Genomic DNA, 24,081 nt, shown 5'->3' on the forward strand with positions numbered 1-24,081 from the left:
CGCGCGTCAGGCGAGCCGGGCGGCCCGCGTGAGCACTGGCCGGGTGGCGAACAGCCCGAGCCAGACCAGCGCGATGCCCGCGGCCAGCACGCCCAGGATCACGAGCACCGAGCTGGGCGCGAAGATGAGCGCGGCACCGGCCAACGGGAACAGCACGATCGCCGAAACGCCGGCGGATCCGAGCGAGGTGAGCAGCAGCGGCGCCATCACCGTACGGCGGCGGGCGCCTTCCATGGTCTCCACGGGCATCCCGAGCTTGGACAGGCTCTCGTAGATGTCGCGGCGGTCGAGGATGCTGGCCGCCTGATTCACGCCCACCGAGCAGGCCACCATCAGGAATGAGCCGATGACGGTGATGAGTACACCCGTCTGGATGTCGTAGAGCAGCTCGAGGTCCTCGGTCGCCCCGCCGGACAGGGCCGTCATCACTCCGACGCCCGTCCCCGCGAAGACCGCCATAAAGCTCGTCATCGCGACGCCGCTGACCTGGCGCCACGCTTCCTTCGGTGATTCGAGGATGCCGCGCGCCGCGATCAGCCGCGCCGGTGTCTTCGCGCGTCGTAACTGTACGCGCCCCATGATCCGCACCACCCACGGCCCGACGAGGCCGAGCACGGCGAGGGTGCCCCCGAAGCCGACGGCAATGACGGTCAGCATGACCGCGAGCGGGAATCCCGCGCCGATGACTCCCATGACCCCGTAGGTCGCGGCGATGACGACCACGGCGATGACGGCGCGGATCCAGTGTTCCTTGGGGGCGTCATCCCGCATTCGCACGCCGAGCGGGGAGATGAGCACACGACGCAGGGCAAGCACCGCGCTCACGGTGGCCAGCAGGGCGACGCCGGCGACGACCGCGAGCACCAGCAGCGGGGGGAGCAGCACGGAACCCGCGCCGAGGGGCTCGCCGCGGAAGTGGATGAGCCCGACGAGTGGCACAGCGGCGAGGTACAGCAGTACCCCGCCGAGCGCGCCGAGGACGGCGAGCACGGTGGACTCCAGCACGGTGATCGCGGTGACCGTTGCCGGGGTGGCACCGAGCAGACGCAGGGTGGCGAGCCGGTCATCCCGTCGCCGGGCGGACAGCCGGGCCGCCGCACCGCCGAGGGAGGAGAGCGGCACGACCAGCAGCACGAGGGCGATGACGGCGAGGAACTGGTAGATGAAGCCGTCGTCGTCCGACCAGCCCCAGAACTTCTGCGCGCCGCCGATGACGACGAGGAGCAGGGCGGTGACCGTCGCGAAAGCGATGACCGGCAGGGCGAGAGTCGCGACGCCGGCGCGGCCCGGGCGGGCGAGCAGCCACGAGATGCGGAGGATCATGCGGGCACCCGCTCGCCGACGACGAGACCGTCGCGCATGTCGATGATGCGCGAGCAGCGGGCGGCGACCTCGTCGTTGTGGGTCACGACGATGAGCGTGTGTCCCTGGCCGACGGTGGAGCCGAGCAGCGCGTCCATCACCTCGGTCGACGTATGCGAATCGAGGGCGCCGGTCGGCTCGTCAGCGAAGATGACGGAGGCGCCGGTGACCTGCGCGCGGGCGATCGCGACCCGCTGCGCCTGGCCGCCGGAAAGCTGGCCGATGCGGCGCTGCTCGAGACCGGCGAGACCGAGGGCGGTGAGCCAGCCTGAGGCCTGGTGCTCCGCCTCCCCGCGGCTGGTGCCGTTGAGCATGAGCGCAAGGGCGACGTTCTCGATGGCGGTGAGTTCGGGAATCAGCAGTCCCGACTGGAAGACGAACCCGAACTGCTCGCGCCGGAGGCGAGAGCGGTCGCGCTCGCCGAGGGCCGTGACATCCACCACGCCGGTGGGAGGCGTGAAGATCACCCGGCCGCTGTCGGGCGCCGTGATGCCGGCGAGCACGTGCAGGAGGGTCGTCTTGCCGGAGCCCGAGGCGCCCATGATGGCCACGGATTCGCCGGCGGCCACCCTGAGCCGCACGCCATCGAGGGCGCGTGTCGCGCCGAAGGTCTTGGTGAGGCCCGAGGCCTCGAGAATCGCTGTTGTCATGACTTCCAGCCAAGCCGCTGGCGCAAGCGAGCGCGTCGGTCGCAGGGTGTCTCCCCGTCCGTCGTGCGGATGACCACCAGCGAAGCTGAGTTCTTGTTACTGTCGAACCTCGGCGAGGTTCGTCGCACGGGGCACGAATGGGGTCGAGCATGGGCAAGGCAATTTCACGCACGGCGACAGCGATCAGCGGACTGGTTGCCGTATCTCTCGCATTCGGAAGTGTGGCGCCTGCGTCGGCCGATCCTGCAACCGACGGCAGTTGGTATTTCGACGCTTTTCATATCCAGGAGGCGCACGATGCCGACCTCACGGGCGAGGGTGTGACGATCGCCGTCTTCGACACCCAGATCAACCTCGACGTGCCGACGCTCAATGAGGCAGACATCGAGGTGCGCCCATCGGGGTGCTACAACGACGCCGGGAACCTCATCGCGCCGGAATCCTCAGATACGCCTGCAGAGCATGCCACAAACGTCCTCTCCTACCTTGTTGGCTCGGGGCAGGGTTATGGCGACCAGGCGGGAGTGAAGGGGATTGTCCCGGACGCGCGGATTCTCTTCACGCTCCTCGGCGAAGCGGGCGAGGCAGGCTCCGCGAGTATCTCCGTTACCTGCAACCCGAAAGATCCGAAGGACACCAACACCACGTTTGCCGACGGCGTCTACGCCGCGATTGATGCTGGTGCGGACATCATCTCGATGTCGGCGTCGATCAACGCCTCCGTTGAATCGGATCTGGCACTGGCCACGGCGCTTCACGAGGGAATCGTCGTCATCGCTTCCGTCAGCAACGACATACTGGCCGATCAGGACCTCGGCGGATTCCCCAGCTATTCCAATGGCGTGGTCGGCGTGCAATCCCTGGATTCCGCCGGGCGCATCCAGGGCGATCACGTCGACTCGAGCGTCGATGTAGCTGGCCCCGGCGTCAACATTCTGTGGCAGGGTGACGGCAGCTGGGAGACTCAGAAGTTGGCCACCGGTACGTCCATCGCCACGCCCATGGTCGCGGGCTTCGTTGCCTTGGCCGCGCAGAAGTATCCCGACGCGACGGGCAATCAGCTCCTGCAGAGCCTCATCCGCAACACGGGCGTTGAGGATCACCCCCTCAACTACGATCCGGAGTTCGCCTACGGTTACGGCGTGGCCTCGGCCACACACATCTTCAGCGTGGATCCAACGGTGTACGACGACGTGAATCCGTTGGTCACCGTTGGCGAGGGAGATTCGCCGACCGCGGAGGAGATCGCCGACCCTCCCGAACCCCAGACCGATCCGTGGGACGACCAGCAGCCGGTCGAGGTCCCCAACTTGTTGGTGACTTTGGTCCTTCCGCTCCTGCTCGGACTGGGCGGCCTCGTGGTCGGGGCCGGCGTGATTGCGCTCATCGTCGTGCTGGTCGTGCGTCGCAGGAAGAAGTCGTAGAGCTTCACCCGCGCGACCTCCAATCGAGGGCCGGTGTTAACCCGCCGCTCCTAGCGTCGAAGCATGCGCATATCGGTGATTGGTTGCGGTTATCTCGGAGCGGTTCACGCCGCTGCAATGGTCAGTCTCGGTCACACGGTGATCGGGGTCGATGTCGATGAGGCCCGGGTGCAGTCACTGGCCCACGGTCTTGTGCCCTTCTACGAACCGGGCCTGCCGGAGTTGCTGACCGAGGGACTCGCGACCGGTCGCCTCAGCTTCTCTACGGTGATGGATGACGTGAAGCGCGCCCGCCTACACTTCCTGGCGATCGGTACCCCGCAGACCGAGAGCGGCGCGGCCGACCTCGGTTTCCTGTTCACCGCCGTCGCCCAGCTCGTTCCCTTGCTCAGCCCCGGCGATCTCGTTGTCGGCAAGTCCACGGTGCCGGTCGGGGTCGCCGCCCGCATCGCCGAGGTGGTGGAGTCCGCCGGCGCCCGCCTCGCGTGGAACCCCGAGTTCCTGCGTGAGGGCCGCGCTGTCGTCGACACCCTTTCGCCGGATCGTATGGTCTACGGCGTGCGCGAGGGTGACAACGAGGCAGTTGCGCTGCTCGACCGCGTCTACGAGCAGATCCTCGAGTCGGGCACGCCGCGCATGGTCACCGACTTCGCCACGGCTGAGCTCGTGAAGGTCGCGGCGAACGCGTTCCTCGCCACCAAGATCTCGTTCATCAACGCCATGGCCGAGGTCGCCGAGGCCTCCGGCGCGAACATCGACCAGCTCGCCGACGCGCTCGGCCAGGATCCGCGCATCGGCCGCAAGTTCCTCAACTCCGGTCTCGGCTTCGGCGGGGGCTGCCTACCGAAGGACATCCGCGGCTTCGTCTCGCGTGGCGAGGAGCTGGGCGTCGACCTCGGCTTCCTGCGCGAGGTTGAATCCATCAACCTGCGCCGCCGCCAGCGCGTGATCGACCTCGCTGTCGACGAGCTCGGCGGCAGTGTCGTCGGCAAGAGGATTACGATCCTCGGCCTCGCCTTCAAGCCGAACTCCGACGACGTGCGCGACTCGCCCGCCCTCGACGTCGCGCGACGACTCGTGGAGCTCGGCGCGGTGGTGCACGCCACCGATCCACAGGCGCTCGAAACCGCACGCCGTTCCACCCCGGGGCTGGACTACCACGCGGATGTGCCCGACGCACTGCGCGGTGCCGAGCTCGTGCTGGTGCTCACGGAATGGGAGGCGTTCACCGGCCTCGACCCCGAGCTCGCGGCATCCCTCGTGATGAATCGCACCGTCATCGACGGCCGCAACTGCCTCGATTCGGTGGCCTGGCAGCGGGCCGGCTGGCGGGTGCTCGCGCTCGGTCACGCGGTGCCGGCGAAGCTCAGTCCGCAGGCGGTTCGTTAGCCCGACGCCGCAGCACCCAATCGATGAGGAATCCCAGCCCCATCGCCACGATCACCGACAGCACAACCGCGAGCACGGGCTGGTCGCGCAGCCAGCTGCCGAAGAACAGTCCGACGACGCTGTTGTAGAGCGCCCAGCCGAGCCCGGCCGCCGCGGAGAGCGGCAGGAACCGCGAGTAGGCGAGGCCCGTCGCCCCGGCCGTGAGGTTGACGGCGATGCGGGCGAACGGGATGTACCGTGCCGTGAAGATCAGCACTGCGGGCCGCGCGAGCACAGTGCCTCGCACACGAGCCAGTTGCCGCGCGAGTCGCCCTTCCCGCTGCCACCGCCAGCGGTCGAAGCCGACCGAACGACCGATCGCGAAGCACAGAGAGTCACCGATGATCGCCCCGAGCCCGGCGACTCCCACGAGAGCGGCCAGATTCGGCGAGCCGGTCGATCCGGCGATCGCCCCGAGCGCGACGACGGCCGTCTCGCTCGGCAGCACCACGAGGAAGGCGTCGCCCACAACGAGCAGGAACAGCACGGGCAGCAGCCAGGGCGATTCGGCGATCACGGTAATGTCCAAGCCGACCATGACTCAGTTGTAGACCTCTAAGGTGAACGACTTCGAACGTCCGGCGACGATTGGGTGAACCCTTCTCGCCTTGCGCGGCGATGGCGGGCTAAATGACGAGTCGGGTGTCACGCTGGGAGCGTGAGAATCATTGTGGTGGCAGAGACATTCCTCCCCCAGATGAACGGGGTCGTCAATTCCGTACTCCAGATGGTGCGCCATCTGCGGGAACGCGGTCACGAGGTGCTGGTGATCGCCCCCGGCACCGTGGCGGATCCACCGTCGAGCGAGCTGCTGCATGGCGCGGGCCTCGAGCTGCTGCGCTCGGTGCCGCTCCCTCGCTACGCCGAGGTGCGCCTCACCTTCGTGAGTCCCGCGCACCTCACCTCGATCATGCAGCGCTTCGCGCCGGATGTGATCCACCTGGCTTCGCCGTTCATCCTCGGCTGGCAGGCGCTCAAGGCCGCGGACGCCCTCGGTATCCCCACGGTCGCGGTGTACCAGACCGACATCCCCGGCTACGCGCGCCGCTACGGCATCGGGGCTGCGGCCGCGGGCCTCACGCGCCACCTCGCGAAGGTGCACCGCACCGCCACTCTGACTCTCGCCCCCTCGACCGCCGCGATGGACGAGATCTCCCGCCTCGGCGTCACCTCGTTGAAACTGTGGGCGCGCGGTGTGGACGGCGTGCGATTCACCCCCAACCGCCGCTCCGCGGACCTGCGCCGCACACTCGCCGGCCGCGGTGAGGTGGTGATCGGGTACGTCGGGAGGCTCGCGCCCGAGAAGCAGGTGGACGACCTTCGCGTGCTCGGGGACATCCCGAACAGCCGCATCGTCATCGTCGGCGACGGTCCCAGCCGCGCAGCACTCGAGGCCCAGTTGCCGAAAGCGAAGTTCCTCGGTTTTCTGGCGGGGGATGCCCTCGCCGACGTTGTGGCGAACTTCGATGTCTTTGTGCACCCGGGTGAGAACGAGACGTTCTGCCAGACCATTCAGGAAGCACTGGCGAGCGGTGTGCCGGTGGTGGCTACGGGCGTGGGTGGACCGGTGGACCTGGTTCGCCAGAGTCAGACCGGTTGGCTGTACAAGCCCGGCGACCTCGACGACTTGCGCGCTCGCGTCATGGACCTCGTCGGTGACAAGGTCAAGCGCCGGGCCTTCGGTCGCGCGGCCCGCGCCTCGGTCGCGCACCGCACCTGGTCGGGACTCGGCGACGAGCTGCTCGCTCACTTCCGGAACCTGGTCCCCGGCGCGGACCCCGTCGTCTCACCGGTCCCGCCACGTGCCTGGGCCCGCTACGTGGCGGTGGGGGACTCGCTCACCGAGGGGCTCTCCGACAGCTCCCGCCAGGCGAGCGGCGACTTCCGCGGCTGGGCCGACCGGCTCGCCGAGCTGCTCGGCCACGCGACACCGCGCCGCACACCCCTGCTCTACGCCAACCTCGCGGTGCGTTCGCGCCGGGTGCGCCACGTCGTCGAGGACCAGGTGCCGCTCGCGCTCACCCTGCGGGCCGACCTCGTGTCGGTGCTCGTCGGCGCCAACGACCTGGTGCGGGGCGCCGCCAACCCCGAGCGTCTCGCGGCGCGGGTCGTCGCCTCCGTGAACGAGATCCGTGCGACCGGCGCCCACGTGCTGCTCGTCACCGCCTTCGCCCCGCACTACCGCTACCTCGGCGCGCTGCACGCCCGTATCGGACGCTTCAACCGCGTACTGCGCTCGGTTGCGAACGATCCCGGCGTGACCATCCTCGATTTCGCCGACGACCCGGCGTGTGCCGACCCGCGCGCGTGGGGAGCGGACCGCGTCCACCTGAGCTCGCACGGCCACCGCGTTCTCGCCTACCGCGCCGCAACCCTGCTCGGGGTGCCCGACGTGCGCGAGCTCGCCGAGCTCGAGGTGGCGTTGCACGAGGAGACCGTGGCATCCCTCAGCACACCGAAATGGATCTGGCAGCACGTTCGACCGTGGGTCGGGCGCCGTATGGTCGGTCGCGTCGCAGGCACCGGTCGCGTCGCCAAGCACAGCGCGCTCGTGCCGATCAACCCGACCGACGGCGCGCCTGCTCTGGTTCGCCACAGGCCGTACTGATACCCTGTAGACGTAACACAACGGAGCAGGCCGGCAAGACGCTGGTCACCGGTGGTGAACTTCTCAGTGGCTGAGAGCTTTTCTACTGTTGGCCAGACATGCCCCAACTCTAGGGATACGCACGTGCGCGCTTTCGATAAGTGCGCCATCGAACCCGCTCCTGCTCCTCGAGCGTCGCTGCCACACGGGTGGCGACCATAAACAAAGAGGAGAAACCCCCCAATGGAGGGTCCAGAAATCAAGTTTGCCGAAGCCGTTCTCGATAACGGTAAGTTCGGCACTCGCACGGTCCGCTTCGAGACCGGTCGACTCGCGCAGCAGGCACAGGGTGCCGTCGCCGCGTACCTCGATGAAGACACCATGATCCTGTCGGCCACCTCGGCAGGCAAGCACCCGCGTGAAGGATTCGACTTCTTCCCGCTGACCGTCGACGTGGAAGAGCGCTCGTACGCCGCAGGAAAGATCCCCGGATCCTTCTTCCGTCGCGAGGGCCGTCCCAGCACCGAGGCCATCCTCGTCTGCCGCCTCATCGACCGCCCCATGCGCCCGACCTTCGTCGAAGGCCTGCGCAACGAGGTGCAGATCGTCATCACCGTCCTGAGCATCGCTCCCGACGAGTTCTACGACGCCCTGGCCATCAACGCGGCCAGCGTCAGCACCCAGATCTCCGGCCTGCCGTTCTACGGTCCGGTCGGCGGCATCCGTCTCGCCCTCATCGGCGACCAGTGGGTGGCATTCCCCAAGTTCAGCCAGCTCGAAGAGGCTGTGTTCGACCTCACGGTCGCCGGTCGCCTCGTCGTCGATGAGAACGGCGCCGAAGACGTCGCCATCATGATGGTCGAAGCAGAAGCAACCGAGAACAGCTGGGAGCTCATCAAGGCGGGCGCCACGAAGCCTGACGAGACCATCGTCGCGCAGGGCCTCGAGGCTGCAAAGCCGTTCCTCACGCAGCTCATCAAGGCACAGCAGTCCATCGCCGACGAGGCCGCAAAGCCGATCGCCGACTACCAGTTGTTCCCGCCCTACGAGCAGGGCACCTACGATGCAGTCGCGGGCTTCGCCTACGACGAGCTCAAGGGTGTTTACCAGATCGCCGACAAGATCGAGCGCCAGACGGCGGACGATCTTCTCAAGGATCGCGTCAAGGTCGACATCGCCGCCAAGGTTGAAGCCGGCGAACTTCCGGGATCCGCACTCGGCGAGATCTCGGCCGCGTACAAGTCGGTGTCCAAGAAGGTCATGCGCACGCGCGTGCTCACCGAGGGCATCCGTATCGACGGCCGCGGCCTGAGCGACATCCGTGCGCTCGACGCCGAGGTCCAGGTCATCCCGCGCGTTCACGGCTCGGCGATCTTCCAGCGCGGCGAGACCCAGATCCTGGGTGTCACGACGCTGAACATGCTCAAGATGGAGCAGCAGATCGACTCCCTGGCCCCGGTCAAGAAGAAGCGCTACCTGCACCACTACAACTTCCCGCCCTACTCCACCGGTGAGACCGGTCGCGTCGGCAGCCCGAAGCGTCGCGAGATCGGGCACGGCTTCCTCGCCGAGCGCGCCCTCGTGCCGGTGCTGCCGCCCCGCGAGGAGTTCCCCTACGCGATCCGCCAGGTGTCCGAGGCTCTCGGCTCCAACGGTTCGACGTCGATGGGTTCCGTCTGCGCCTCGACCCTGTCGCTGCTCAACGCCGGTGTGCCGCTGCGCGCCCCGGTCGCCGGCATCGCCATGGGCCTCATCTCCGACGAGGTCGACGGACAGACGCGCTACGCGGCCCTGACCGACATCCTCGGCGCTGAAGACGCCCTCGGCGACATGGACTTCAAGGTCGCCGGTACGTCTGAGTTCATCACGGCCATCCAGCTCGACACGAAGCTCGCGGGTCTCCCGTCCTCCGTGCTCGACGGAGCTCTCAAGCAGGCCAAGGAAGCCCGTACCGCGATTCTCGCTGTCATCAACGCGGCGATCGACGCTCCCGACGAGATGGCGCCCACCGCGCCTCGCGTCATCAGCGTGCAGATCCCGATTGACAAGATCGGCGAGCTGATCGGCCCGAAGGGCAAGAACATCAACCAGATCCAGGATGACACCGGAGCTGACATCTCGATCGAGGATGACGGAACCGTGTACATCGGTGCCGTTGATGGTCCCTCGGCCGAGGCTGCGCGCGCCGCTGTCAACGCGATCGCGAACCCGCTGAACCCCGAGGTCGGTGAGCGGTTCCTCGGAACCGTCGTCAAGCTCGCGACCTTCGGTGCGTTCGTCTCGCTCACCCCCGGCAAGGACGGACTGCTGCACATCAGCGAAGTCCGCAAGCTCGCCGGTGGCAAGCGCGTCGAGAACGTCGAAGACGTTCTCGCGGTCGGCCAGAAGATCCAGGTCGAGATCACCAAGATCGACGACCGTGGAAAGCTGTCGCTCGCTCCCGTCACCGACGAGGCCGACTCCGCGGACACCGACAGCTCTGCTGCCGCGTCCGAGGGTCCTGAAGCCCCCGCCGAAGGCTAGAGCCGCGAGATAGATCTGCTCGGGGCCTCTCGCCAGGCGCTCGAGTAAGACGCAGAAACCCACTCCTTCGGGGGTGGGTTTCTGTGCGTTCGGGCCCGTTTGTGCCCGATAAAGTCCGGCAGATGACGGGCTGGTAACAATTCTCGTGTCGTGCGCATTTTGTGAAGCACTTTCCCGTAATGTCACGACCAAGGACGCAGACTGATCGGTCTGCCCCGGAGGGTGCAGGGTATCTATTGGGCAGGTGCGGCGTAGCCGCGGGGGAGTACTGAAACATGACGACGGCGATCGACTCCGACAGGGTCACGCTCCAGCCACGTCCCACCCTGCGACAGATCGGCTCCTCCTCCCTTCACGTCTTCCCGCTCGCCATCAGCGGCAATATCTTCGGCTGGACGGCCGACACGTCCACGACGGACGGCATCCTCGACACCTACTTCGATCTGGGTGGCAACTTCGTCGACACGGCAGACTCGTATGCGGCGGGCCGCAGCGAGATCATGATCGGCAACTGGATGCGCGACCGCCGCAACCGCGATGACATGGTCGTGGCGACCAAGGTCGGCAAGAGCTTCGATAATCCGGGCCTCTCGGCGGGTTCCATTGCACGCTCCGTGGATCTTTCCCTCGAGCGCCTGCAGACAAGCTTCATCGACCTGCTGTACCTGCACATCGACGACGAGTCCGTGCCGTTCGAGGAGACGCTGCTCGCCGTGGACAAGCTCATTCGCGCCGGCAAGGTGCGCCACTTCGGGGTGTCCGACCACACCGGCAACCGGTTGTTCGAGGCGCGCATCGCGTCCGCCCAGATCGGCGTCGCACCCATGATCGCGCTTCAGAACCAGTACAGCCTGCTCAACCGCACCGAGTTCGAGGGCGATCTTGCGACCGTCGCCGACCGCCAGGGCCTCGGCGTCATGCCGCGTTTCGCCCTCGCGAGTGGTTTTCTCTCGGGCAAGTACCGCTCACGTGCCGACCTGCGTCGCTATACCCGCGGTAAGGATGCGTCGGGCTACCTCGGCCGCCGCGGGCTTCGTGTGTTGCACGCCCTCGACATCGTCGCGCTCCAGACCGGGGAGAGCGTCGCGACCGTCGCCCTCGCCTGGCTGCTCGCCAAGCGCAACGTCGTCGCTCCCGTCGTCTCCGCGAGCCACGCGGGACAGGTGCCCGAGCTCACGGCCGCCGCGAGTGTGCGTCTCACACGGCACCAGATCACCGAGCTCGACCGGGCTTCCGCCTAGTCGCCGTTAACCGCAGAACGGCCCGACCTCTGGAGAGGTCGGGCCGTTTCGCGTGCCGGTTAGAAGCCGGGGATATTGAGCCAGCCGAGGCTGGTGAGCACGAGCACCGCGGTGAGCACGGCAGCGATGATCGTGATCGTGCGCGCGCTGCGTCCCTTGCCGGGCAGGAAGATGATGATGAGCAGCGTGATGAGCAGCAGGATCGGAACGAGCGCGAAGTTCAGTGCCGCGACGAACAGGGAGAGCAGCAGGAGCGCGCCCAGCACCAGCTCGGCGATCGCGAGGATCGAGCTGTTGCCACGGCCGCGCAGGCGCACGATGCCGTCATACAGCGACAGGCCGCCGGCGAGCAGGGTGATGATGAACAGAAGAGTGATTTCGGGCATTGCTCTGCCTTTCGATGGGGGAAGGGCGCGGATCTACGGGACCGTAAATCCGCCACCCAAGGCTAGTGCCCCCATCGGCTTGGTGTCAGCCTACGTTCAGGCAGCTTTCAGAGTCGCGCTGCCGAGGATGCGATCCACAGCACGCTGGAGGCTCGTCGTCGCGGCAACGGGGTCGCCCGCGTAGCCGCCGCTCTGAGCACCGTCGATCGCGAGCAGGAACTCGTCAGCCGCGTCGCCGGGCATCGGGTGCCCCATGTCGCCGAGCAGGTTCGAGAGCACGTCGGTGTACCACTCGCGGTGTGCCGTCACGACCTCGCGCACGGGGTGCTGCGGGTCCGGGAACTCTGCTGCAGCATTGAGGAACGCACAACCGCGGAAGCCGGGCTGCGAGATGCGAGCGGCGAGGTCGCCGACGATCTGTCGCAGTGCCTGCTCCGCGCCGGCCGAGTTGTCGATGGTCGCAGTCAGGTCCTGGCGCATCGACTCGTGACGCGAGCGGATGTACTTGAGGATGAGCGTGTCTTTCGAGCCGTAGTGCTTGTAGAACGTGGCCTTGGTGACCGAGGAAACGCTGATGAGCCGGTCGATGCCCACGACGCGGATGCCGTCGTCGTAGAACAGTTCGTTTGCCGTATCCAGAATGCGCTGCTTTGCCCACGGGGCCCGCTGCAGCGTCGGGTCGCTGTCAACAACCGTCACGGTCGCTCCTTAAAAGTGCTGGGGAATGTGTCGTCGGGATGGCGACTTGATCATCTTAGAGGACAGACAGACTTGTCTGTTTGTCCACATCAATAGTTTCTTGCTTATTTACGCAACTAATTTCGTGTGCTAAAAGCTGTGGAAAACGTGCCGGCAACCTCGATGACGTAGGCTCGGGCGGTGATCAACGGTGCCGTGCAGCTTCCCCTCGACCTTGCCGAACTCTCCTTCACCGCCTCCGGCGACTCCCTCGTGCGACGCACGGTGTTGCCGAGCGGCGTGCGCATCCTGAGCGAGCACGTGCCGGGTGCCCGCAGCGCCACAATCGGCTACTGGGTGGCGGTCGGCTCCCGCGACGAGCAGCCGCACACCTTCGGCTCCACCCACTTCCTCGAGCACCTGCTCTTCAAGGGCACAAACTCGCGCACCGCTCTCGACATCGCCGTCGCCTTCGATGCGGTCGGCGGCGAGCACAACGCCATGACCGCGAAGGAGTACACCTGCTACTACGCGAAGGTGCGCGACCAGGACCTCGCGATGGCCGTCGAGGTCATCGCCGACATGCTCACCTCGAGCGTGTTGGATCGCGAAGAATTCGAGACCGAGCGCGGCGTCATCCTCGAAGAACTGGCAATGGCCGACGATGACCCGACCGACGTCACCAGCGAGCGTTTCTTCGAGGCGGTGCTCGGTGACCACCCGCTCGGCCGGCCCATCGGTGGCAGCCCCGAGACGATCCAGGCCGTGTCGCGGGATGCCGTCTGGGACCACTACCGCGCCAACTATCGCGCCCAGGACCTCGTCATCACTGTTGCGGGAGCCGTCGACCACGATGTGCTGGTCGCAGGCGTCATCGACGCGCTCAGAAAGGCCGACTGGAACCTCGACACCGAGGCGTCCCCGGTAGAGCGCCGCGAGGCGACCGGCGAGACCATCCGCCGCGGCAGCCCGCTCGTCGTTGTGCAGCGCCCGATCGAGCAGGCCAACGTGCTGCTCGGCGTCGAGGGCATCGCCGCGACCGACCCGCGCCGCGCGACCCTCACCGTGCTCAACTCGATTCTCGGCGGCGGGATGTCCAGCCGCCTGTTTCAGGAGATCCGCGAGAAGCGCGGTCTCGCCTATTCCGTCTACTCCTTCTCGCCGAGCTATTCCGATGCCGGCCTCTTCGGCATCTACGCCGGCTGCTCCCCGTCGAAGGTCGGTCAGGTCTCCGAGCTGATGCTCGGGGAGTTCCGTGGGCTTGCGGCCGGCGGCGTCACCGACGAGGAACTGCGTCGGGCCGTTGGCCAGCTGGGCGGGGCATCCGCTCTCGCACTCGAAGACTCGGACACGCGCATGTCGCGCCTCGGCCGCAGCGAGATCACGCTCGGCGAGTTCGTGGACCTCGACGAGGCGCTGCGTCGCATCGACCTCGTTACGCCCGACGGTATCCGTGAACTCGCTGGGGAACTCGTGTCCCGAGAACTATCGATTGCCGCAGTCGGCACAGTGGATGAAGCAGCTTTCGACGGGTTGGCAGAGTCGCCGGCCCTCGCAGAATAGGACGCAGGAGCACATGTCGCACTACCTCTACCTGGTTCGCCACGGCGAGCAGCAGGACGCCGAGCACGGGCTTCCCGACGGACCTCTGTCGCCTCGTGGCCGTCGCCAGGCCGAGGCTATCGCCGAAAGACTGAGCGGTGTGCCGTTCACCGGTGCCTGGCATTCGCCGCTGCAGCGCGCCGAAGACACCGCCAAGATCATCAGGTCCCGGATGCCCGCACTCGACCTCCAGCCGTCGAATCTCCTGTTCGACTGCTACCCGAGCGGCCCCACGCCCGACATGCCCGCGGCGTTCAACTCCTTCTTCGGGGGAGTCACCGACGAGGAGATCGAGGCCGGCGAAGCCCAGATGGCCGACGCGATGGACGAGTACCTCGCCCCCGCCCGCGGCGACCGCCACGACCTGCTCATCACCCACAACTTCGTGATCGGCAACTTCGTGCGCGAGGTGCTCGACGCCCCCAAATGGCGGTGGCTCGGGGTGCACCAGGCAAACTGCGGGCTAACCATCATCCGCGTGCGCTCCGCCAAGCCGCCCGTGCTGGTCGTGCACAACGACCTCGGCCACCTGCCGCCCGAACTGCGCACCGGACTGCCCGAGTCGCAGCCCTGGTAACCGTCGGTCCCTAAGCCTGTCGAAGCGCCGCCGCCCGAGTAGCGCACCGCGAGGATGATCCCGCCCACGATGGCGAGCGCTGAGTAGATGAAGCGGATGCCCGGCCCCAGGACTTTCTGGTTGCCGCGGGCGGACGTCTCTGCCAACGGAGATACGGTGGGACCATGGGGGAAGTCGAATCGATGACGGTGAGCGCTGATGGGTTCTTTGATGAGTCGACTCACGAGCATCCGCGTCTCAGCCGATGGGCAGTCGATCCGGTGAAGCCCATCATCGAGGGCTACAGAGTCGGGCGCGTGGCCGAACCGTGGTTCACGCGAGACGACGCGCGTCGGGTCAGTTGGGTTGACGTCCCGTCATTCGACGAGCGCTCCGGCCGTAAACGCGCCGTTGCCGACTGGATCGAAGAGGAGTTCCCCGAGATCGCGGACTCGGCAGAGGATTCCGTCTGCTACGAGTTCTGCGCATATGAGGGTGACCCGAAAATCATCCTGTGTCAGATCAACTGGGCGAACTGAGCGTCTTCGCGAACCAGTTGGTCGCGTTGGCGTTGTCGTTGTAGGGCTCGATCTCGACGTAGCCGGTCGTGCGGTACAGGTTCGCCGCGGCAGCCTGCGACTCGTTGGTGTCGAGCACAATGCGGGTGGCGCCCAGCTCGGCAGCCCGTCGCTCGAGCTCGGTGAGCAGCCGCTTGCCGAGGCCCGCACCGCGCATACGCGGCTGGATCCAGACGTGCTTGACCTCGAAGGTCACCTCGTCGACCCGCCGGATGCCGCCGCAGCCCACGTCGCCCTCCGGTTCCGACTCGACGACGAGGAACGCGCCGTCCGGGGCCACGAACCGCGCCGGATCCGGGAACACCGTGCGATATTCGCCCTGGGCAGGCGGGAACGAGGCGCGACGGCTCTCGAAATATTCGGCGAGCAGCGAGTGCGCCGCATCCTCTGTGACAAGCGCTTCCCGGTACCGAACCATCTAGCCAGCCTAGAACGAGCGGGCGGGCATCCCGAGCTTGGTAGATTTGACCCATGAGAACTCGGGTCGCCATCGTCGGAGCATCGGGCCGTATGGGCCAGCTCGCCACCCGTCTCATCGAGGCGTCGGAGGATTTCGAGCTCGTCGCCTCCCTCGGTTCCCAGGACGAACTGACCGGGATGCTCGGCGCCGACCTGGTCGTCGACCTCACCCTGCCTGCGGTGTCCCAGAGCATCGTCGAGTTCGCCGTTGCGAACGGACTGAACGTGCTCGTCGGAACCTCGGGCTGGTCCCACGACCGCATCACCGCGCTCGAGCGAACCATCACCGACAAGCTGGACGTCGGCGTCATCATCGTTCCCAACTTCTCGATCGGCTCGGTGCTCGCCACGTCGTTCGCGGCCCTCGCCGCACGGTTCTACGAGTCCATCGAGATCATCGAGGCGCACGCGTCCACCAAGGTCGATTCGCCCTCCGGCACCGCCGTGCGCACCGCCGAGCTCATCGGCGACGCCCGCCTGGACCTCGGGCCGGTGCGCGCCCCGCACGCCGACCAGCGCGCCCGCGGGCAGCAGGTCTCGAGTGTGCCGATCCACAGTCTGCGCATGCAGGGCATCGTCGCCAAGCAGGACGTCATCTTCGGCGGCACGGGGGAGACGCTGACCCTCAGCCACGAGACACTCTCGCCGACCGCCTACGAGGCCGGCATCATGCTGGCCCTGAGGGCCACCCGCACCGCGCGCGGCGTCACGGTGGGGCTCGACAAGCTTCTGCCCGGCATCAACTGATGAAGCAGACCAACCGGGGCCGTCTCGCGGTCATCGTGATGGCGGCATTGCTCGCGCTCTATCTCGTCGCGGTCATCCAGTACGCGATCACGCTCATGTCGACCGGCGAGGTGGTCGGTGTGGTGATGGGGATCGCGCTGCTCGTGCTCCCGCTCATCGGCGCGTGGCTGCTCGTGCGCGAGCTGCTGTTCGTGCTGCACGCCCAGAAGCTGCTCGCCCAGCTCGGCGCGGAGGGCGCACTGCCGGTTGACGACCTGCCGCGGATGCCGAGCGGCCGCGCGGATCCCGTAGCGGCAGACGCGCAGTTCCCTATCTATAAGAGCGCGGTCGAGGATGCCCCGGATGACTGGCGCGCCTGGTTCCGGCTCGGGCTCGCCTACGACGCGAGCGGCGACCGCGCCCGTGCCCGTTGGGCGACGCGCGAGGCCATCCGGCTCCAGAAGAGCTAGCCCCACGCTCTTACTTCCAGGTCGCAGCGATCGCGTCGTCGATTGTGCTGTGGCGGAACTCGAATCCGTCGTTCAGCAGCGCGCTCGGCACCTGCTTGTTGGCCTTGAGCAGCAGCGCGACTCCCGCTTCACCGAGCGCGGTCCGGATGGCGATCGTCGGGATCACGAGCGGGTGCCAGCGGTGCAGCGCCCGCGCCATGGCTCGCGTCACCTGTTCCGACGTTGCGGGCACGGGGCCGGCGAGGTTGACCGGGCCGCTGAGCTCCGAGGTGAGCAGGTGCACCAGCGCGGCGGCCTCGTCGTGCAGGCTGATCCACGGCCAGTCCTGCGTGCCCGGACCCATCCGCGAGGCGAGACCGAACTTCGTCGCGAGGGAGAGCGGTGCGAAAGCGCCGCCGGGACCGACGACGAGACCGGTGCGTGCCGTCACAACGCGAGTGGCGGAATCGGCGAGGTGCGCGGCCTGTTCCCACGCGTCGACGACGTCAGCGAGGAACCCGTCACCCTTGGGGGCCGTTTCGTCCACGGGAATCCCCGGGCGGTCACCGTAGAAGCCGACGGCCGACCCATTGATGAGGACCTTGGGCGGGGTGGCGCTCAACAGGATCGCCTCGGCGAGGGTGGCTGTTGCATCCACGCGCGAACTGAGGATCTGCCGCTTGTACGCGCGCGTCCACGGGAAACGCGCGAGCGGCGCCCCCGAGAGGTTGATCACGGCGTCGACGGTGTCGAGCACTGTCGCGTCGATCATTCGGGATGACGGATCCCACTCGAACTCGTCGGGCGTCGTCGGCTCGCGGCGCACGAGGCGCAGCACGGTGTGCCCCTCGGCCCCGAGCTGGCGACGGAGCTCCGTGCCGATGAATCCGCTCGCGCCGGAGACGAGTACGCGCAGGGGCTCCGTCACAGCCATCAGGCGAGGCTGGCTTCGAGGGTGATCGGGATGCCGGAGAGCGCCTGGCTGACCGGACAGTTCTCCTTGGCAGCGGCCGCGATCTTCTGAAAGTCCTCTTCGCTGATGCCGGGGATCTTGGCGCTCACGAGCAGGTGGCTGCCGGTGATGCCCTTGCCGGGCTCGAAGGTGACGGCCGCGGTGACCTGCAGGCTCTCGGGCGGGGTTCCGGCGGTGGCGAGTTCGTTGGCGAAGGCCATCGAGAAGCACGCGGAGTGCGCGGCGCCGAGCAGTTCTTCGGGGTTGGTCTTGCCGGTTGCGCCTTCGGAGCGTGCGGCCCAGGAGACCGGGAACTCGGCAGCATCCGAGGAATCGAGTGAGGTGGTGCCGGATCCGCCGAACAGATCTCCGAACCAGAGGGTTGTGGCTTCGCTGGTGACTGACATGGTGTTGTCCCTTTCGTCACGCCCAGCCTAGGTCGCCCTACTGTGCGGATGCACCCTTCCTTCCCAGAATCCCTGCCCGCACGAGCAGTAGGTACAGCTGGCAGCCGAGGCAGTAGGCGAAGACGCTGTTGAGAAACGCTGCGATGAAGGCGGCGGATGCAGCGATCGCTATTCCGAAAGGAACGCCCGCCAGCTGCAGCACGAGGCCGACGAGGGTGATGGCGAAGCCGACGCCCTGGGCGAAGGTCGGGGGAGTGGAGTCTTCGAGTTCGGCCGGTGCACCCAGCCGCGGCCTGATGAGCTTCTTGAAGAGGATGCCGTACGGGTGCCGCTGGATTCCCGCGAACGCACCCCACGCGAACAGGGCCACCTGCAGCGCGAAGATGATGGTCGCTGCGGTTGTGGCGCCGGCCAGTGCGAGGCCGATGACGACGAGCAGGAGTGCTGCGGTGATGGCCGCACCGAAGCGGGGGCCGCGCGGGTCGATTCCTGTGTTGCTCATGCTGGCTCCTAGGCTGCGGCGAGTATGCGGTCGAGTTCTGCATTGAGAGTTTCCGGTCGCACCGCGCCGCCGATTCGGGCCTGCACGGCACCGTTGTGGTCGAGGATCAGGGTCGTGGGTGTCTGCAGGATGTTGAACCTGGTCACGAGTTTCTGGTTGTCGACGACGTCGAGTTCGACGAAGGCGATGTCGTCGGTTGCGGCCTGTGACAGCACGCGCCTTGTCGCGGGGCAGTAGGCGCAGATCTCGCTGGAGAACTGAAGCAGGGTGGCGGTGCTTCCGAGCGTTATCTCGCCGCGGCCGACTCTGCCGCTGCCGCGGGTGGCGCGTCCGTCCTGTCGCTTCCAGAGCAGGCCGAGCACTGTCGCTGTGGCGATGAGTGCGGCGAGGACGCCGGCGATGGCGAGAGCGGTCATGGTGGGTTCACGCTACGGCCGGTTTGGCCGCTTTTTCGGAGTGTGACGGGCTGTTACGTCGCCCTCTGTCGTTGCTTACGGATAGTGTGAAGGCCGTGCCTGAAGAGACTGAGCCCCAGCCCATCGAGTTCCGTTCCGACATGAAGGTGGAACTGGTCCGCGCCAATGCGAGCGATGCAGATGTGCTATTCGCCGCCCGCGTCTCCACACAGGGGGAGAAGACCCTTGAGAGTGCGCAGGATGCTGAGACGGATGCATCCCGCAGCAAGGGCCTCATCAACTATTTGATGCGCGACCGTCACGGTTCGCCGTTCGAGCACAACTCGATGACGTTCTACGTGCAGGCGCCGATCTTCGTGTTCCGCGAGTTCATGCGGCACCGCATGAACTCGTACAACGAGGAGAGCGGTCGCTACCGTCAGCTGAACGGCACGTTCTATGTTCCGGCGCCGGAGCGCAACCTGCTGCAGGTCGGCAAGGCGGGCGCCTACAACTTCCTGCCGGGTACGCCCGAGCAGTCCGAGCTGGTCACGGCCGAAGTGCGTGCCACCTCGACCGCTGCCTTCGAGTCGTACCAGAGGATGCTCGACGCCGGCATCGCCCGCGAGGTCGCCCGAATCGTGCTGCCGCTGAACATCTACTCGTCGATGTACGTGACGATGAATGCGCGCTCGCTGATGGCCTTCCTCTCGCTGCGTACAACGCGCGAGGGCTCGCACTTCCCGTCCTTCCCGCAGCGGGAGATCGAGATGGTGGCGGAGCAGATGGAAGATCACTTCGCCCGGCTCATGCCGCTGACCTACGAGTCGTTCAACGGGAACGGTCGGGTTTCGCCGTAGCGCTGGCGCTCGGGCCTGGCTCGGTCACGGGCGCGCCCGGGTGGTCTGCGGCTCCGTGCTGCGAGGGCAATGTTTGGACCCCAAAACGTTCGTGTTAAACAGGACAAACACGCGCACCATAAACAGGACGTCGCGTGAACCCGTGAACATGACATGGAGTGAACCCGTAACCAGGACCGCGGCAGTAAATCCCGCTTCACAACCAGCGGTGTCGCTATCCCCGCGTCCTGTTCTTAAGGCGCGTCTTTGTCCTGTTGAACACGAACGTTTCCAGGGGTGGACCGTTACCAGTACGACCGGTCCTTCACGACGTAAGCGAAGGCTCGACTTTCCACAATCTCCCGGCTCTCGACCTGGGCCGAATGCGTTCGGAGGACAGTCGATGTATGAGAGCAATAGAACGGTCGATTCGGCAGCGTGGCGGTCTTGCGACGACCGCGCAACTGCTCGCCGACAAGCACATCCTTGAGCAAATACACATGGACGCCCGGTACGGAGTCATCACCCGCGTCTGCAAAGGATGGTGGGCGACGAACAACATCCCGGAATTCGCGCTGCAAGCGCGCAGGGCAGGCGGGCGACTCGCATGCGTGGGTGCCCTCGCGTACCACGTCGGGTCCGTCTCCTACGAATGGCTCGACACCTGCCACGTGAGCATCGAGCGATCGTCCTCACGCCACCTGGCCGCCGCAAGGCTCGAGCAGGATGTCTTCTTCCACTGGAGTCGACAGCGACTGCCCGGAGATGCAGTCGCCGTTGACAAGGACATCGCCCTACGCCAAGTCCGAAGCTGCAGGGCGCTCGCGGCCCGGGCCGGATTGAGCCGGGAGGCATGGCGAGCGATAGCCTTAGACCGTGTCTACGATCGATAACCCCTTTGGCCAGGTCCTCGTCGCTTTGGTGACCCCGTTCACCGCAGACGGTGAAGTCGACTGGGTTGGCGTCGAGAAGCACATCGACGACGTAATCAACGACGGCGCCGACGGTATCGTCGTCACCGGCACCACCGGCGAGACCTCCACGCTCACCGACCCCGAGAAGCTCAAGCTCGTCGAAGTCGCGAAAAAAGTAAGCAGCGGCCGCGCCAAGATCATCACCGGCGGCGGATCCAACGAAACCGCACACGCCATCGAGCTCTACAAGGCCAGCGAGAAGGCTGGTGCCGACGGCGTGATGATCGTCACCCCGTACTACAACAAGCCGACGCAGGCCGGAGTACTCACCCACTTCCGCATGATCGCCGATGCCACCGACCTGCCCGTCATCCTCTACGACATCCCGGGCCGCACCGGCATCCCTATCAAGTACGAGACGATCCTGCGCGCCGCCAAGCACCCCAACATCCTCGCCATCAAAGACGCCAAGGGCGACCTGTCCGAGGTGAGCCGCGTGCTCAACCAGACCGACCTGCTTTACTTCTCCGGCGACGATGCGCTCATCCTGCCGCACCTCTCCATCGGCGCAACCGGCCTCATCGGCGTCACCGCCAACGTTGCCGCTGCGCCGTACCGGGTCATCGTCGACGCCGTCAACCGCGGCGACCTGACCGCCGCAACAGCCGCGCACAAGCAGCTCGAGCCGCTCGTGCGCGCCATCATGACCCACGTGCCCGGAACCGTCGCCGCCAAATACGTGCTGCACGGCCTGCACCGCATCGGATCCCCGCGCGTGCGCCTGCCGCTCGTCGGTCCCGAAGACTTCGAAGCCGCGCAGATCGAAGACGACATCGCGCTCGTCGGCGAGATCCCCGGTGTCGACCTCAGCAACTTCCGCCCCGACCGCAACGCGGCCGCCGGCGGAGCACTGCCCAAGGTCGCGGGAACAACCCGCTAACAAGGCTTGAACATGGGGTGAAACCCCGACAACTCCAATAAAGGAACAGATGCCAGTCACGATCTATGAACCCGCAAAACTCCGCCCCGGAACCCTCCGGATCATCCCGATCGGCGGCCTCGGCGAGATCGGCCGCAACATGGCCTCCTTCGAGATCGACGGCAAGATCCTCATCGTCGACTGCGGTGTGCTCTTCCCCGAAGAGCACCAGCCCGGCGTCGACCTGATCCTGCCCGACTTCTCGCCCATCCGGGACCGCCTTGATGACATCGTCGGCGTAGTACTCACGCACGGCCACGAGGATCACATCGGCGCGGTTCCGTACCTACTCAGGCTGCGTGCGGACATCCCGCTCATCGGAAGCACACTCACGCTCGCCCTCATCGAGGCGAAGCTCAAGGAACACCGCATCACGCCGTACACGCTCACCGTCGCTGAAGGCCAGAAGGAGAAGCTCGGCCCGTTCGATCTCGAATTCGTCGCGGTCAACCACTCGATCCCTGACGCACTCGCTGTCGCGATCAAGACCGTCGCCGGAACCGTGCTGCACACCGGCGACTTCAAGATGGACCAGCTTCCCCTCGACAACCGCATCACCGACCTGCGCGCCTTCGCGCGACTCGGCGAGGCCGGCGTCGACCTCTTTATGAGCGATTCCACCAATGCGGATGTCCCGGGGTTCACGCCCAACGAGCGTGACATCGGCCCCGTGCTCGAGACGCTCATCGCCAAGGCGCCGCGTCGAGTGATCGTCGCGAGCTTCTCCAGCCACATTCACCGTGTGCAGCAGGTTCTCGACGCCGCCCACGCCAACGGACGCAAGGTCGTGCTCATGGGCCGCTCGATGGTGCGCAACATGGGCATCGCCGCCGACCTCGGCTACCTGAAAGTGCCGGAGGGTGTGCTGCTCGACGCGAAGAAGGCCGTAAACCTCCCGGACGACAAGCTCGTCTACATGTCGACGGGCAGCCAGGGCGAGCCTATGGCCGTGCTGTCGCGCATGGCCAACCAGGAGCACCAGATCTCGATCGGCAAGGGCGACACGATCATTCTCGCCTCGAGTCTCATCCCCGGCAACGAGAACGGCGTCTACCGCATGATCAACGGGCTGATGAAGCTCGGTGCGAACGTTGTGCACAAGGGCAACGCCCGAATCCACGTATCGGGTCACGCTTCGGCCGGCGAACTGCTCTACTGCTACAACATCCTGCGCCCGAAGAACGTTCTGCCCGTGCACGGTGAACAGCGTCACCTCGTGGCCAACGCCGCCCTCGCCGTGCAGTCCGGTGTGCCCGAGGAGAACACGATCATCGCCGAGGACGGCACCGTGATCGACCTCAAGGACGGCTACGCCTCCGTGGTAGGCCAGCTCGACCTCGGGTTCGTTTACGTGGACGGTTCTAGCGTGGGCGAGATCACCGATGCCGACCTCAAGGATCGTCGCATCCTCGCGGAGGAGGGCTTCGTGTCCATCTTCGTGGCGGTCGACAAGCAGACCGGTCGCGTCATCGTCGGTCCCGAGATCCAGGCCCGCGGTTTCGCCGAGGACGGCGCCGTGTTCGATGCGGTCCTGCCCCAGGTCATCAAGGCCCTTGAGGATGCCGCGGCAAACGGCACCCGCGACACGCACGCCTTCCAGCAGGTCATCCGCCGCACGGTCGGCCGTTGGGTAAACACCCAGCACCGTCGCAAGCCGATGATCGTTCCGGTCGTTATCGAGGCGTAGCCGAACGGTGATGGATTTGTGATCGGGGCGGACCGGAAGGTCTGCCCCTTTCTGCAATACTCGCTGCATGAACATTCCTCGCGCGGCAGCGTTGGTCGCATTGACTACTGTGTTGCTGGCCGGATGCGCACCATCCGCACCCGAGACCACCTCGCCACCGCCCGCGGCCGAGACGCCGTCGGCGACTCCCACGCCGGAGCCGACCAAGCCGACCGTCGAGGAACTGGTGCTGAGCGCCGACGGACTCGGACCGCTGAGAATCGGGGAGCAGCCTCCCGTGACGCATCCCGACGTCGACGTGGTCATCTTCGACCCGGAGTACTGCGCCGAGGACGTGGCCGCGGGGTGGATCACCGATCCCGGCAAATGGGTCACTAACTACCCGTGGGGGCCGGGAGAGTACGGCAAGCCTCCCTTCAGCGTGAACATTGTCGACGGTGTTCTTCAGGCACTGTTCACACTCGACCCCCGCGTTCGAACAGCCGGCGACATCGGTATCGGCAGCACGGTCAAGGAGCTCCTCGCCGTTTATCCCGATGCGGTGTTGACCCGGAGCGAACTCATCGACCTCTACGTCATCGCGGGCGAGAGCGGTCAGCTGGTATTTGAGGCCGGCAATGACACGTCCATCGGCTACGACCCCGGCGTCATCTGGATCGCGCACGTGATCCCGACCGATGTGAAGCCCTACTCCTTCGCCAATTCCGACGCCGGCTTCGGAAACTGCGTCAGCGCATGACCGTGGCAACGACGTACA

Annotated in this window: 24 protein-coding genes; 14 read left to right on the plus strand and 10 right to left on the minus strand. The window is 66.4% G+C overall.

Features of this window, described 5'->3' with window-relative positions:
* Nucleotides 1-6: 6 nt before the first annotated feature.
* Nucleotides 7-1,323, minus strand: coding sequence for an FtsX-like permease family protein (locus tag EYE40_RS02945; protein ID WP_130980549.1), 1,317 nt, complete (start codon nt 1,321-1,323; stop codon nt 7-9).
* Nucleotides 1,320-2,012, minus strand: a complete 693-nt coding sequence (locus EYE40_RS02950) for an ABC transporter ATP-binding protein (protein ID WP_130980550.1) — start codon at nt 2,010-2,012, stop codon at nt 1,320-1,322. Before EYE40_RS02950 ends, EYE40_RS02945 begins: the two co-directional genes overlap by 4 nt.
* A 149-nt stretch (nt 2,013-2,161) precedes the next feature.
* On the opposite strand from EYE40_RS02950, the gene EYE40_RS02955 reads away from it, so the two are divergent.
* Together EYE40_RS02955 and EYE40_RS02960 are read left to right on the plus strand one after the other, a co-directional pair.
* On the plus strand, nt 2,162-3,436 hold the full coding sequence (locus EYE40_RS02955; protein WP_161972338.1) for a S8 family peptidase: 1,275 nt from the start codon (nt 2,162-2,164) through the stop codon (nt 3,434-3,436).
* Between the two features lie 63 nt (nt 3,437-3,499).
* Nucleotides 3,500-4,825, plus strand: a complete 1,326-nt coding sequence (locus EYE40_RS02960; RefSeq protein ID WP_130980552.1) for a UDP-glucose dehydrogenase family protein — start codon at nt 3,500-3,502, stop codon at nt 4,823-4,825.
* Here the strand turns inward: EYE40_RS02960 and EYE40_RS02965 are convergent.
* Nucleotides 4,803-5,402 carry a DedA family protein gene (locus EYE40_RS02965; protein ID WP_130980553.1) on the minus strand — a complete coding sequence of 200 codons (600 nt, stop codon included), beginning with the start codon at nt 5,400-5,402 and terminating at the stop codon, nt 4,803-4,805. The genes EYE40_RS02960 and EYE40_RS02965 overlap by 23 nt on opposite strands.
* Nucleotides 5,403-5,537: 135 nt before the next feature.
* Between EYE40_RS02965 and EYE40_RS02970 the strand changes: the two genes are divergently transcribed.
* The 3 genes from EYE40_RS02970 to EYE40_RS02980 all read left to right on the plus strand — a co-directional run bounded on the left by EYE40_RS02970 (nt 5,538) and on the right by EYE40_RS02980 (nt 11,215).
* Nucleotides 5,538-7,472: a GDSL-type esterase/lipase family protein gene (locus tag EYE40_RS02970; protein WP_240034687.1), complete on the plus strand. Its 1,935-nt coding sequence runs from the start codon at nt 5,538-5,540 to the stop codon at nt 7,470-7,472.
* A gap of 222 nt (nt 7,473-7,694) precedes the next feature.
* Nucleotides 7,695-9,974, plus strand: coding sequence for a polyribonucleotide nucleotidyltransferase (locus EYE40_RS02975; protein ID WP_130980555.1), 2,280 nt, complete (start codon nt 7,695-7,697; stop codon nt 9,972-9,974).
* A 275-nt stretch (nt 9,975-10,249) separates the two neighbouring features.
* Nucleotides 10,250-11,215 carry an aldo/keto reductase gene (locus EYE40_RS02980; protein ID WP_193554475.1) on the plus strand — a complete coding sequence of 322 codons (966 nt, stop codon included), beginning with the start codon at nt 10,250-10,252 and terminating at the stop codon, nt 11,213-11,215.
* 59 nt (nt 11,216-11,274) lie between these two features.
* Here EYE40_RS02980 and EYE40_RS02985 read toward each other — a convergent pair whose 3' ends face one another.
* The gene (locus tag EYE40_RS02985) at nt 11,275-11,601 is read right to left on the minus strand and encodes a hypothetical protein (protein WP_130980556.1); all 327 of its coding nucleotides are present in this window, start codon (nt 11,599-11,601) and stop codon (nt 11,275-11,277) included.
* A gap of 96 nt (nt 11,602-11,697) precedes the next feature.
* On the minus strand, nt 11,698-12,300 hold the full coding sequence (locus EYE40_RS02990) for a TetR/AcrR family transcriptional regulator (protein WP_193554476.1): 603 nt from the start codon (nt 12,298-12,300) through the stop codon (nt 11,698-11,700).
* Between the two features lie 183 nt (nt 12,301-12,483).
* Between EYE40_RS02990 and EYE40_RS02995 the strand changes: the two genes are divergently transcribed.
* From EYE40_RS02995 to EYE40_RS03005, 3 genes are all read left to right on the plus strand, one after another.
* Nucleotides 12,484-13,842 carry a M16 family metallopeptidase gene (locus EYE40_RS02995; protein ID WP_130982732.1) on the plus strand — a complete coding sequence of 453 codons (1,359 nt, stop codon included), beginning with the start codon at nt 12,484-12,486 and terminating at the stop codon, nt 13,840-13,842.
* A gap of 13 nt (nt 13,843-13,855) precedes the next feature.
* A complete protein-coding gene (locus EYE40_RS03000) occupies nt 13,856-14,458 on the plus strand; it encodes a histidine phosphatase family protein (RefSeq protein ID WP_130980557.1) in 603 nt (200 codons plus the stop codon).
* 164 nt (nt 14,459-14,622) lie between these two features.
* A complete protein-coding gene (locus tag EYE40_RS03005) occupies nt 14,623-14,976 on the plus strand; it encodes a hypothetical protein (RefSeq protein ID WP_130980558.1) in 354 nt (117 codons plus the stop codon).
* Here the strand turns inward: EYE40_RS03005 and EYE40_RS03010 are convergent.
* A complete protein-coding gene (locus EYE40_RS03010; RefSeq protein WP_130980559.1) occupies nt 14,960-15,433 on the minus strand; it encodes a GNAT family N-acetyltransferase in 474 nt (157 codons plus the stop codon). The genes EYE40_RS03005 and EYE40_RS03010 overlap by 17 nt on opposite strands.
* A 53-nt stretch (nt 15,434-15,486) precedes the next feature.
* Between EYE40_RS03010 and dapB the strand changes: the two genes are divergently transcribed.
* A complete protein-coding gene (dapB, locus tag EYE40_RS03015; protein ID WP_130980560.1) occupies nt 15,487-16,221 on the plus strand; it encodes a 4-hydroxy-tetrahydrodipicolinate reductase in 735 nt (244 codons plus the stop codon).
* A complete protein-coding gene (locus EYE40_RS03020) occupies nt 16,221-16,670 on the plus strand; it encodes a hypothetical protein (protein ID WP_130980561.1) in 450 nt (149 codons plus the stop codon). The genes dapB and EYE40_RS03020 overlap by 1 nt, the downstream gene beginning before the upstream one ends.
* Nucleotides 16,671-16,680: 10 nt before the next feature.
* Here the strand turns inward: EYE40_RS03020 and EYE40_RS03025 are convergent, their stop codons facing one another.
* From EYE40_RS03025 to EYE40_RS03040, 4 genes are read right to left on the minus strand one after another with little or no spacing between them, the layout of a single operon-like run.
* Entirely contained in the window at nt 16,681-17,583 is a 903-nt protein-coding gene (locus EYE40_RS03025) for a TIGR01777 family oxidoreductase (RefSeq protein WP_130980562.1), read from the minus strand.
* On the minus strand, nt 17,583-18,008 hold the full coding sequence (locus EYE40_RS03030; RefSeq protein WP_130980563.1) for an OsmC family peroxiredoxin: 426 nt from the start codon (nt 18,006-18,008) through the stop codon (nt 17,583-17,585). Before EYE40_RS03030 ends, EYE40_RS03025 begins: the two co-directional genes overlap by 1 nt.
* Before the next feature lie 37 nt (nt 18,009-18,045).
* Nucleotides 18,046-18,510 carry a DUF4395 domain-containing protein gene (locus tag EYE40_RS03035; RefSeq protein WP_130980564.1) on the minus strand — a complete coding sequence of 155 codons (465 nt, stop codon included), beginning with the start codon at nt 18,508-18,510 and terminating at the stop codon, nt 18,046-18,048.
* Nucleotides 18,511-18,518: 8 nt separating this feature from the next.
* A complete protein-coding gene (locus tag EYE40_RS03040) occupies nt 18,519-18,926 on the minus strand; it encodes a thioredoxin family protein (protein ID WP_130980565.1) in 408 nt (135 codons plus the stop codon).
* A 140-nt stretch (nt 18,927-19,066) separates the two neighbouring features.
* On the opposite strand from EYE40_RS03040, the gene thyX reads away from it, so the two are divergent.
* The 4 genes from thyX (at nt 19,067) to EYE40_RS03060 (ending at nt 24,063) form a co-directional block, all read left to right on the plus strand.
* Nucleotides 19,067-19,765 (plus strand): FAD-dependent thymidylate synthase, encoded by a 699-nt coding sequence (gene thyX / locus EYE40_RS03045; protein ID WP_130982734.1) that lies wholly within the window; start codon nt 19,067-19,069, stop codon nt 19,763-19,765.
* An 855-nt stretch (nt 19,766-20,620) separates the two neighbouring features.
* Nucleotides 20,621-21,598 carry a 4-hydroxy-tetrahydrodipicolinate synthase gene (gene dapA, locus EYE40_RS03050; RefSeq protein WP_130980566.1) on the plus strand — a complete coding sequence of 326 codons (978 nt, stop codon included), beginning with the start codon at nt 20,621-20,623 and terminating at the stop codon, nt 21,596-21,598.
* A gap of 49 nt (nt 21,599-21,647) precedes the next feature.
* Nucleotides 21,648-23,324, plus strand: coding sequence for a ribonuclease J (locus EYE40_RS03055; RefSeq protein ID WP_130980567.1), 1,677 nt, complete (start codon nt 21,648-21,650; stop codon nt 23,322-23,324).
* A 67-nt stretch (nt 23,325-23,391) separates the two neighbouring features.
* Entirely contained in the window at nt 23,392-24,063 is a 672-nt protein-coding gene (locus EYE40_RS03060) for a hypothetical protein (protein WP_130980568.1), read from the plus strand.
* The last annotated feature ends 18 nt before the right edge of the window (nt 24,064-24,081 follow it).

The organism is Glaciihabitans arcticus, from assembly GCF_004310685.1.
In the GTDB taxonomy this organism is placed as follows: Bacteria; Actinomycetota; Actinomycetes; order Actinomycetales; family Microbacteriaceae; genus Conyzicola; species Conyzicola arctica.

Excerpts from the sequence above, each read along its gene's own strand:
- EYE40_RS02945 (WP_130980549.1), bottom strand. The coding sequence starts at position 1,323 with ATGATCCTCCGCATCTCGTGGCTGCTCGCCCGCCCGGGCCGCGCCGGC.
- EYE40_RS02950 (WP_130980550.1), bottom strand. The coding sequence starts at position 2,012 with ATGACAACAGCGATTCTCGAGGCCTCGGGCCTCACCAAGACCTTCGGC.
- EYE40_RS02955 (WP_161972338.1), top strand. The coding sequence starts at position 2,162 with ATGGGCAAGGCAATTTCACGCACGGCGACAGCGATCAGCGGACTGGTT.
- EYE40_RS02960 (WP_130980552.1), top strand. The coding sequence starts at position 3,500 with ATGCGCATATCGGTGATTGGTTGCGGTTATCTCGGAGCGGTTCACGCC.
- EYE40_RS02965 (WP_130980553.1), bottom strand. The coding sequence starts at position 5,402 with ATGGTCGGCTTGGACATTACCGTGATCGCCGAATCGCCCTGGCTGCTG.
- EYE40_RS02975 (WP_130980555.1), top strand. The coding sequence starts at position 7,695 with ATGGAGGGTCCAGAAATCAAGTTTGCCGAAGCCGTTCTCGATAACGGT.
- EYE40_RS02980 (WP_193554475.1), top strand. The coding sequence starts at position 10,250 with ATGACGACGGCGATCGACTCCGACAGGGTCACGCTCCAGCCACGTCCC.
- EYE40_RS02985 (WP_130980556.1), bottom strand. The coding sequence starts at position 11,601 with ATGCCCGAAATCACTCTTCTGTTCATCATCACCCTGCTCGCCGGCGGC.
- EYE40_RS03000 (WP_130980557.1), top strand. The coding sequence starts at position 13,856 with ATGTCGCACTACCTCTACCTGGTTCGCCACGGCGAGCAGCAGGACGCC.
- EYE40_RS03005 (WP_130980558.1), top strand. The coding sequence starts at position 14,623 with ATGGGGGAAGTCGAATCGATGACGGTGAGCGCTGATGGGTTCTTTGAT.
- EYE40_RS03010 (WP_130980559.1), bottom strand. The coding sequence starts at position 15,433 with ATGGTTCGGTACCGGGAAGCGCTTGTCACAGAGGATGCGGCGCACTCG.
- dapB (WP_130980560.1), top strand. The coding sequence starts at position 15,487 with ATGAGAACTCGGGTCGCCATCGTCGGAGCATCGGGCCGTATGGGCCAG.
- EYE40_RS03020 (WP_130980561.1), top strand. The coding sequence starts at position 16,221 with ATGAAGCAGACCAACCGGGGCCGTCTCGCGGTCATCGTGATGGCGGCA.
- EYE40_RS03025 (WP_130980562.1), bottom strand. The coding sequence starts at position 17,583 with ATGGCTGTGACGGAGCCCCTGCGCGTACTCGTCTCCGGCGCGAGCGGA.
- EYE40_RS03030 (WP_130980563.1), bottom strand. The coding sequence starts at position 18,008 with ATGTCAGTCACCAGCGAAGCCACAACCCTCTGGTTCGGAGATCTGTTC.
- EYE40_RS03035 (WP_130980564.1), bottom strand. The coding sequence starts at position 18,510 with ATGAGCAACACAGGAATCGACCCGCGCGGCCCCCGCTTCGGTGCGGCC.
- EYE40_RS03040 (WP_130980565.1), bottom strand. The coding sequence starts at position 18,926 with ATGACCGCTCTCGCCATCGCCGGCGTCCTCGCCGCACTCATCGCCACA.
- thyX (WP_130982734.1), top strand. The coding sequence starts at position 19,067 with ATGAAGGTGGAACTGGTCCGCGCCAATGCGAGCGATGCAGATGTGCTA.
- EYE40_RS03055 (WP_130980567.1), top strand. The coding sequence starts at position 21,648 with ATGCCAGTCACGATCTATGAACCCGCAAAACTCCGCCCCGGAACCCTC.
- EYE40_RS03060 (WP_130980568.1), top strand. The coding sequence starts at position 23,392 with ATGAACATTCCTCGCGCGGCAGCGTTGGTCGCATTGACTACTGTGTTG.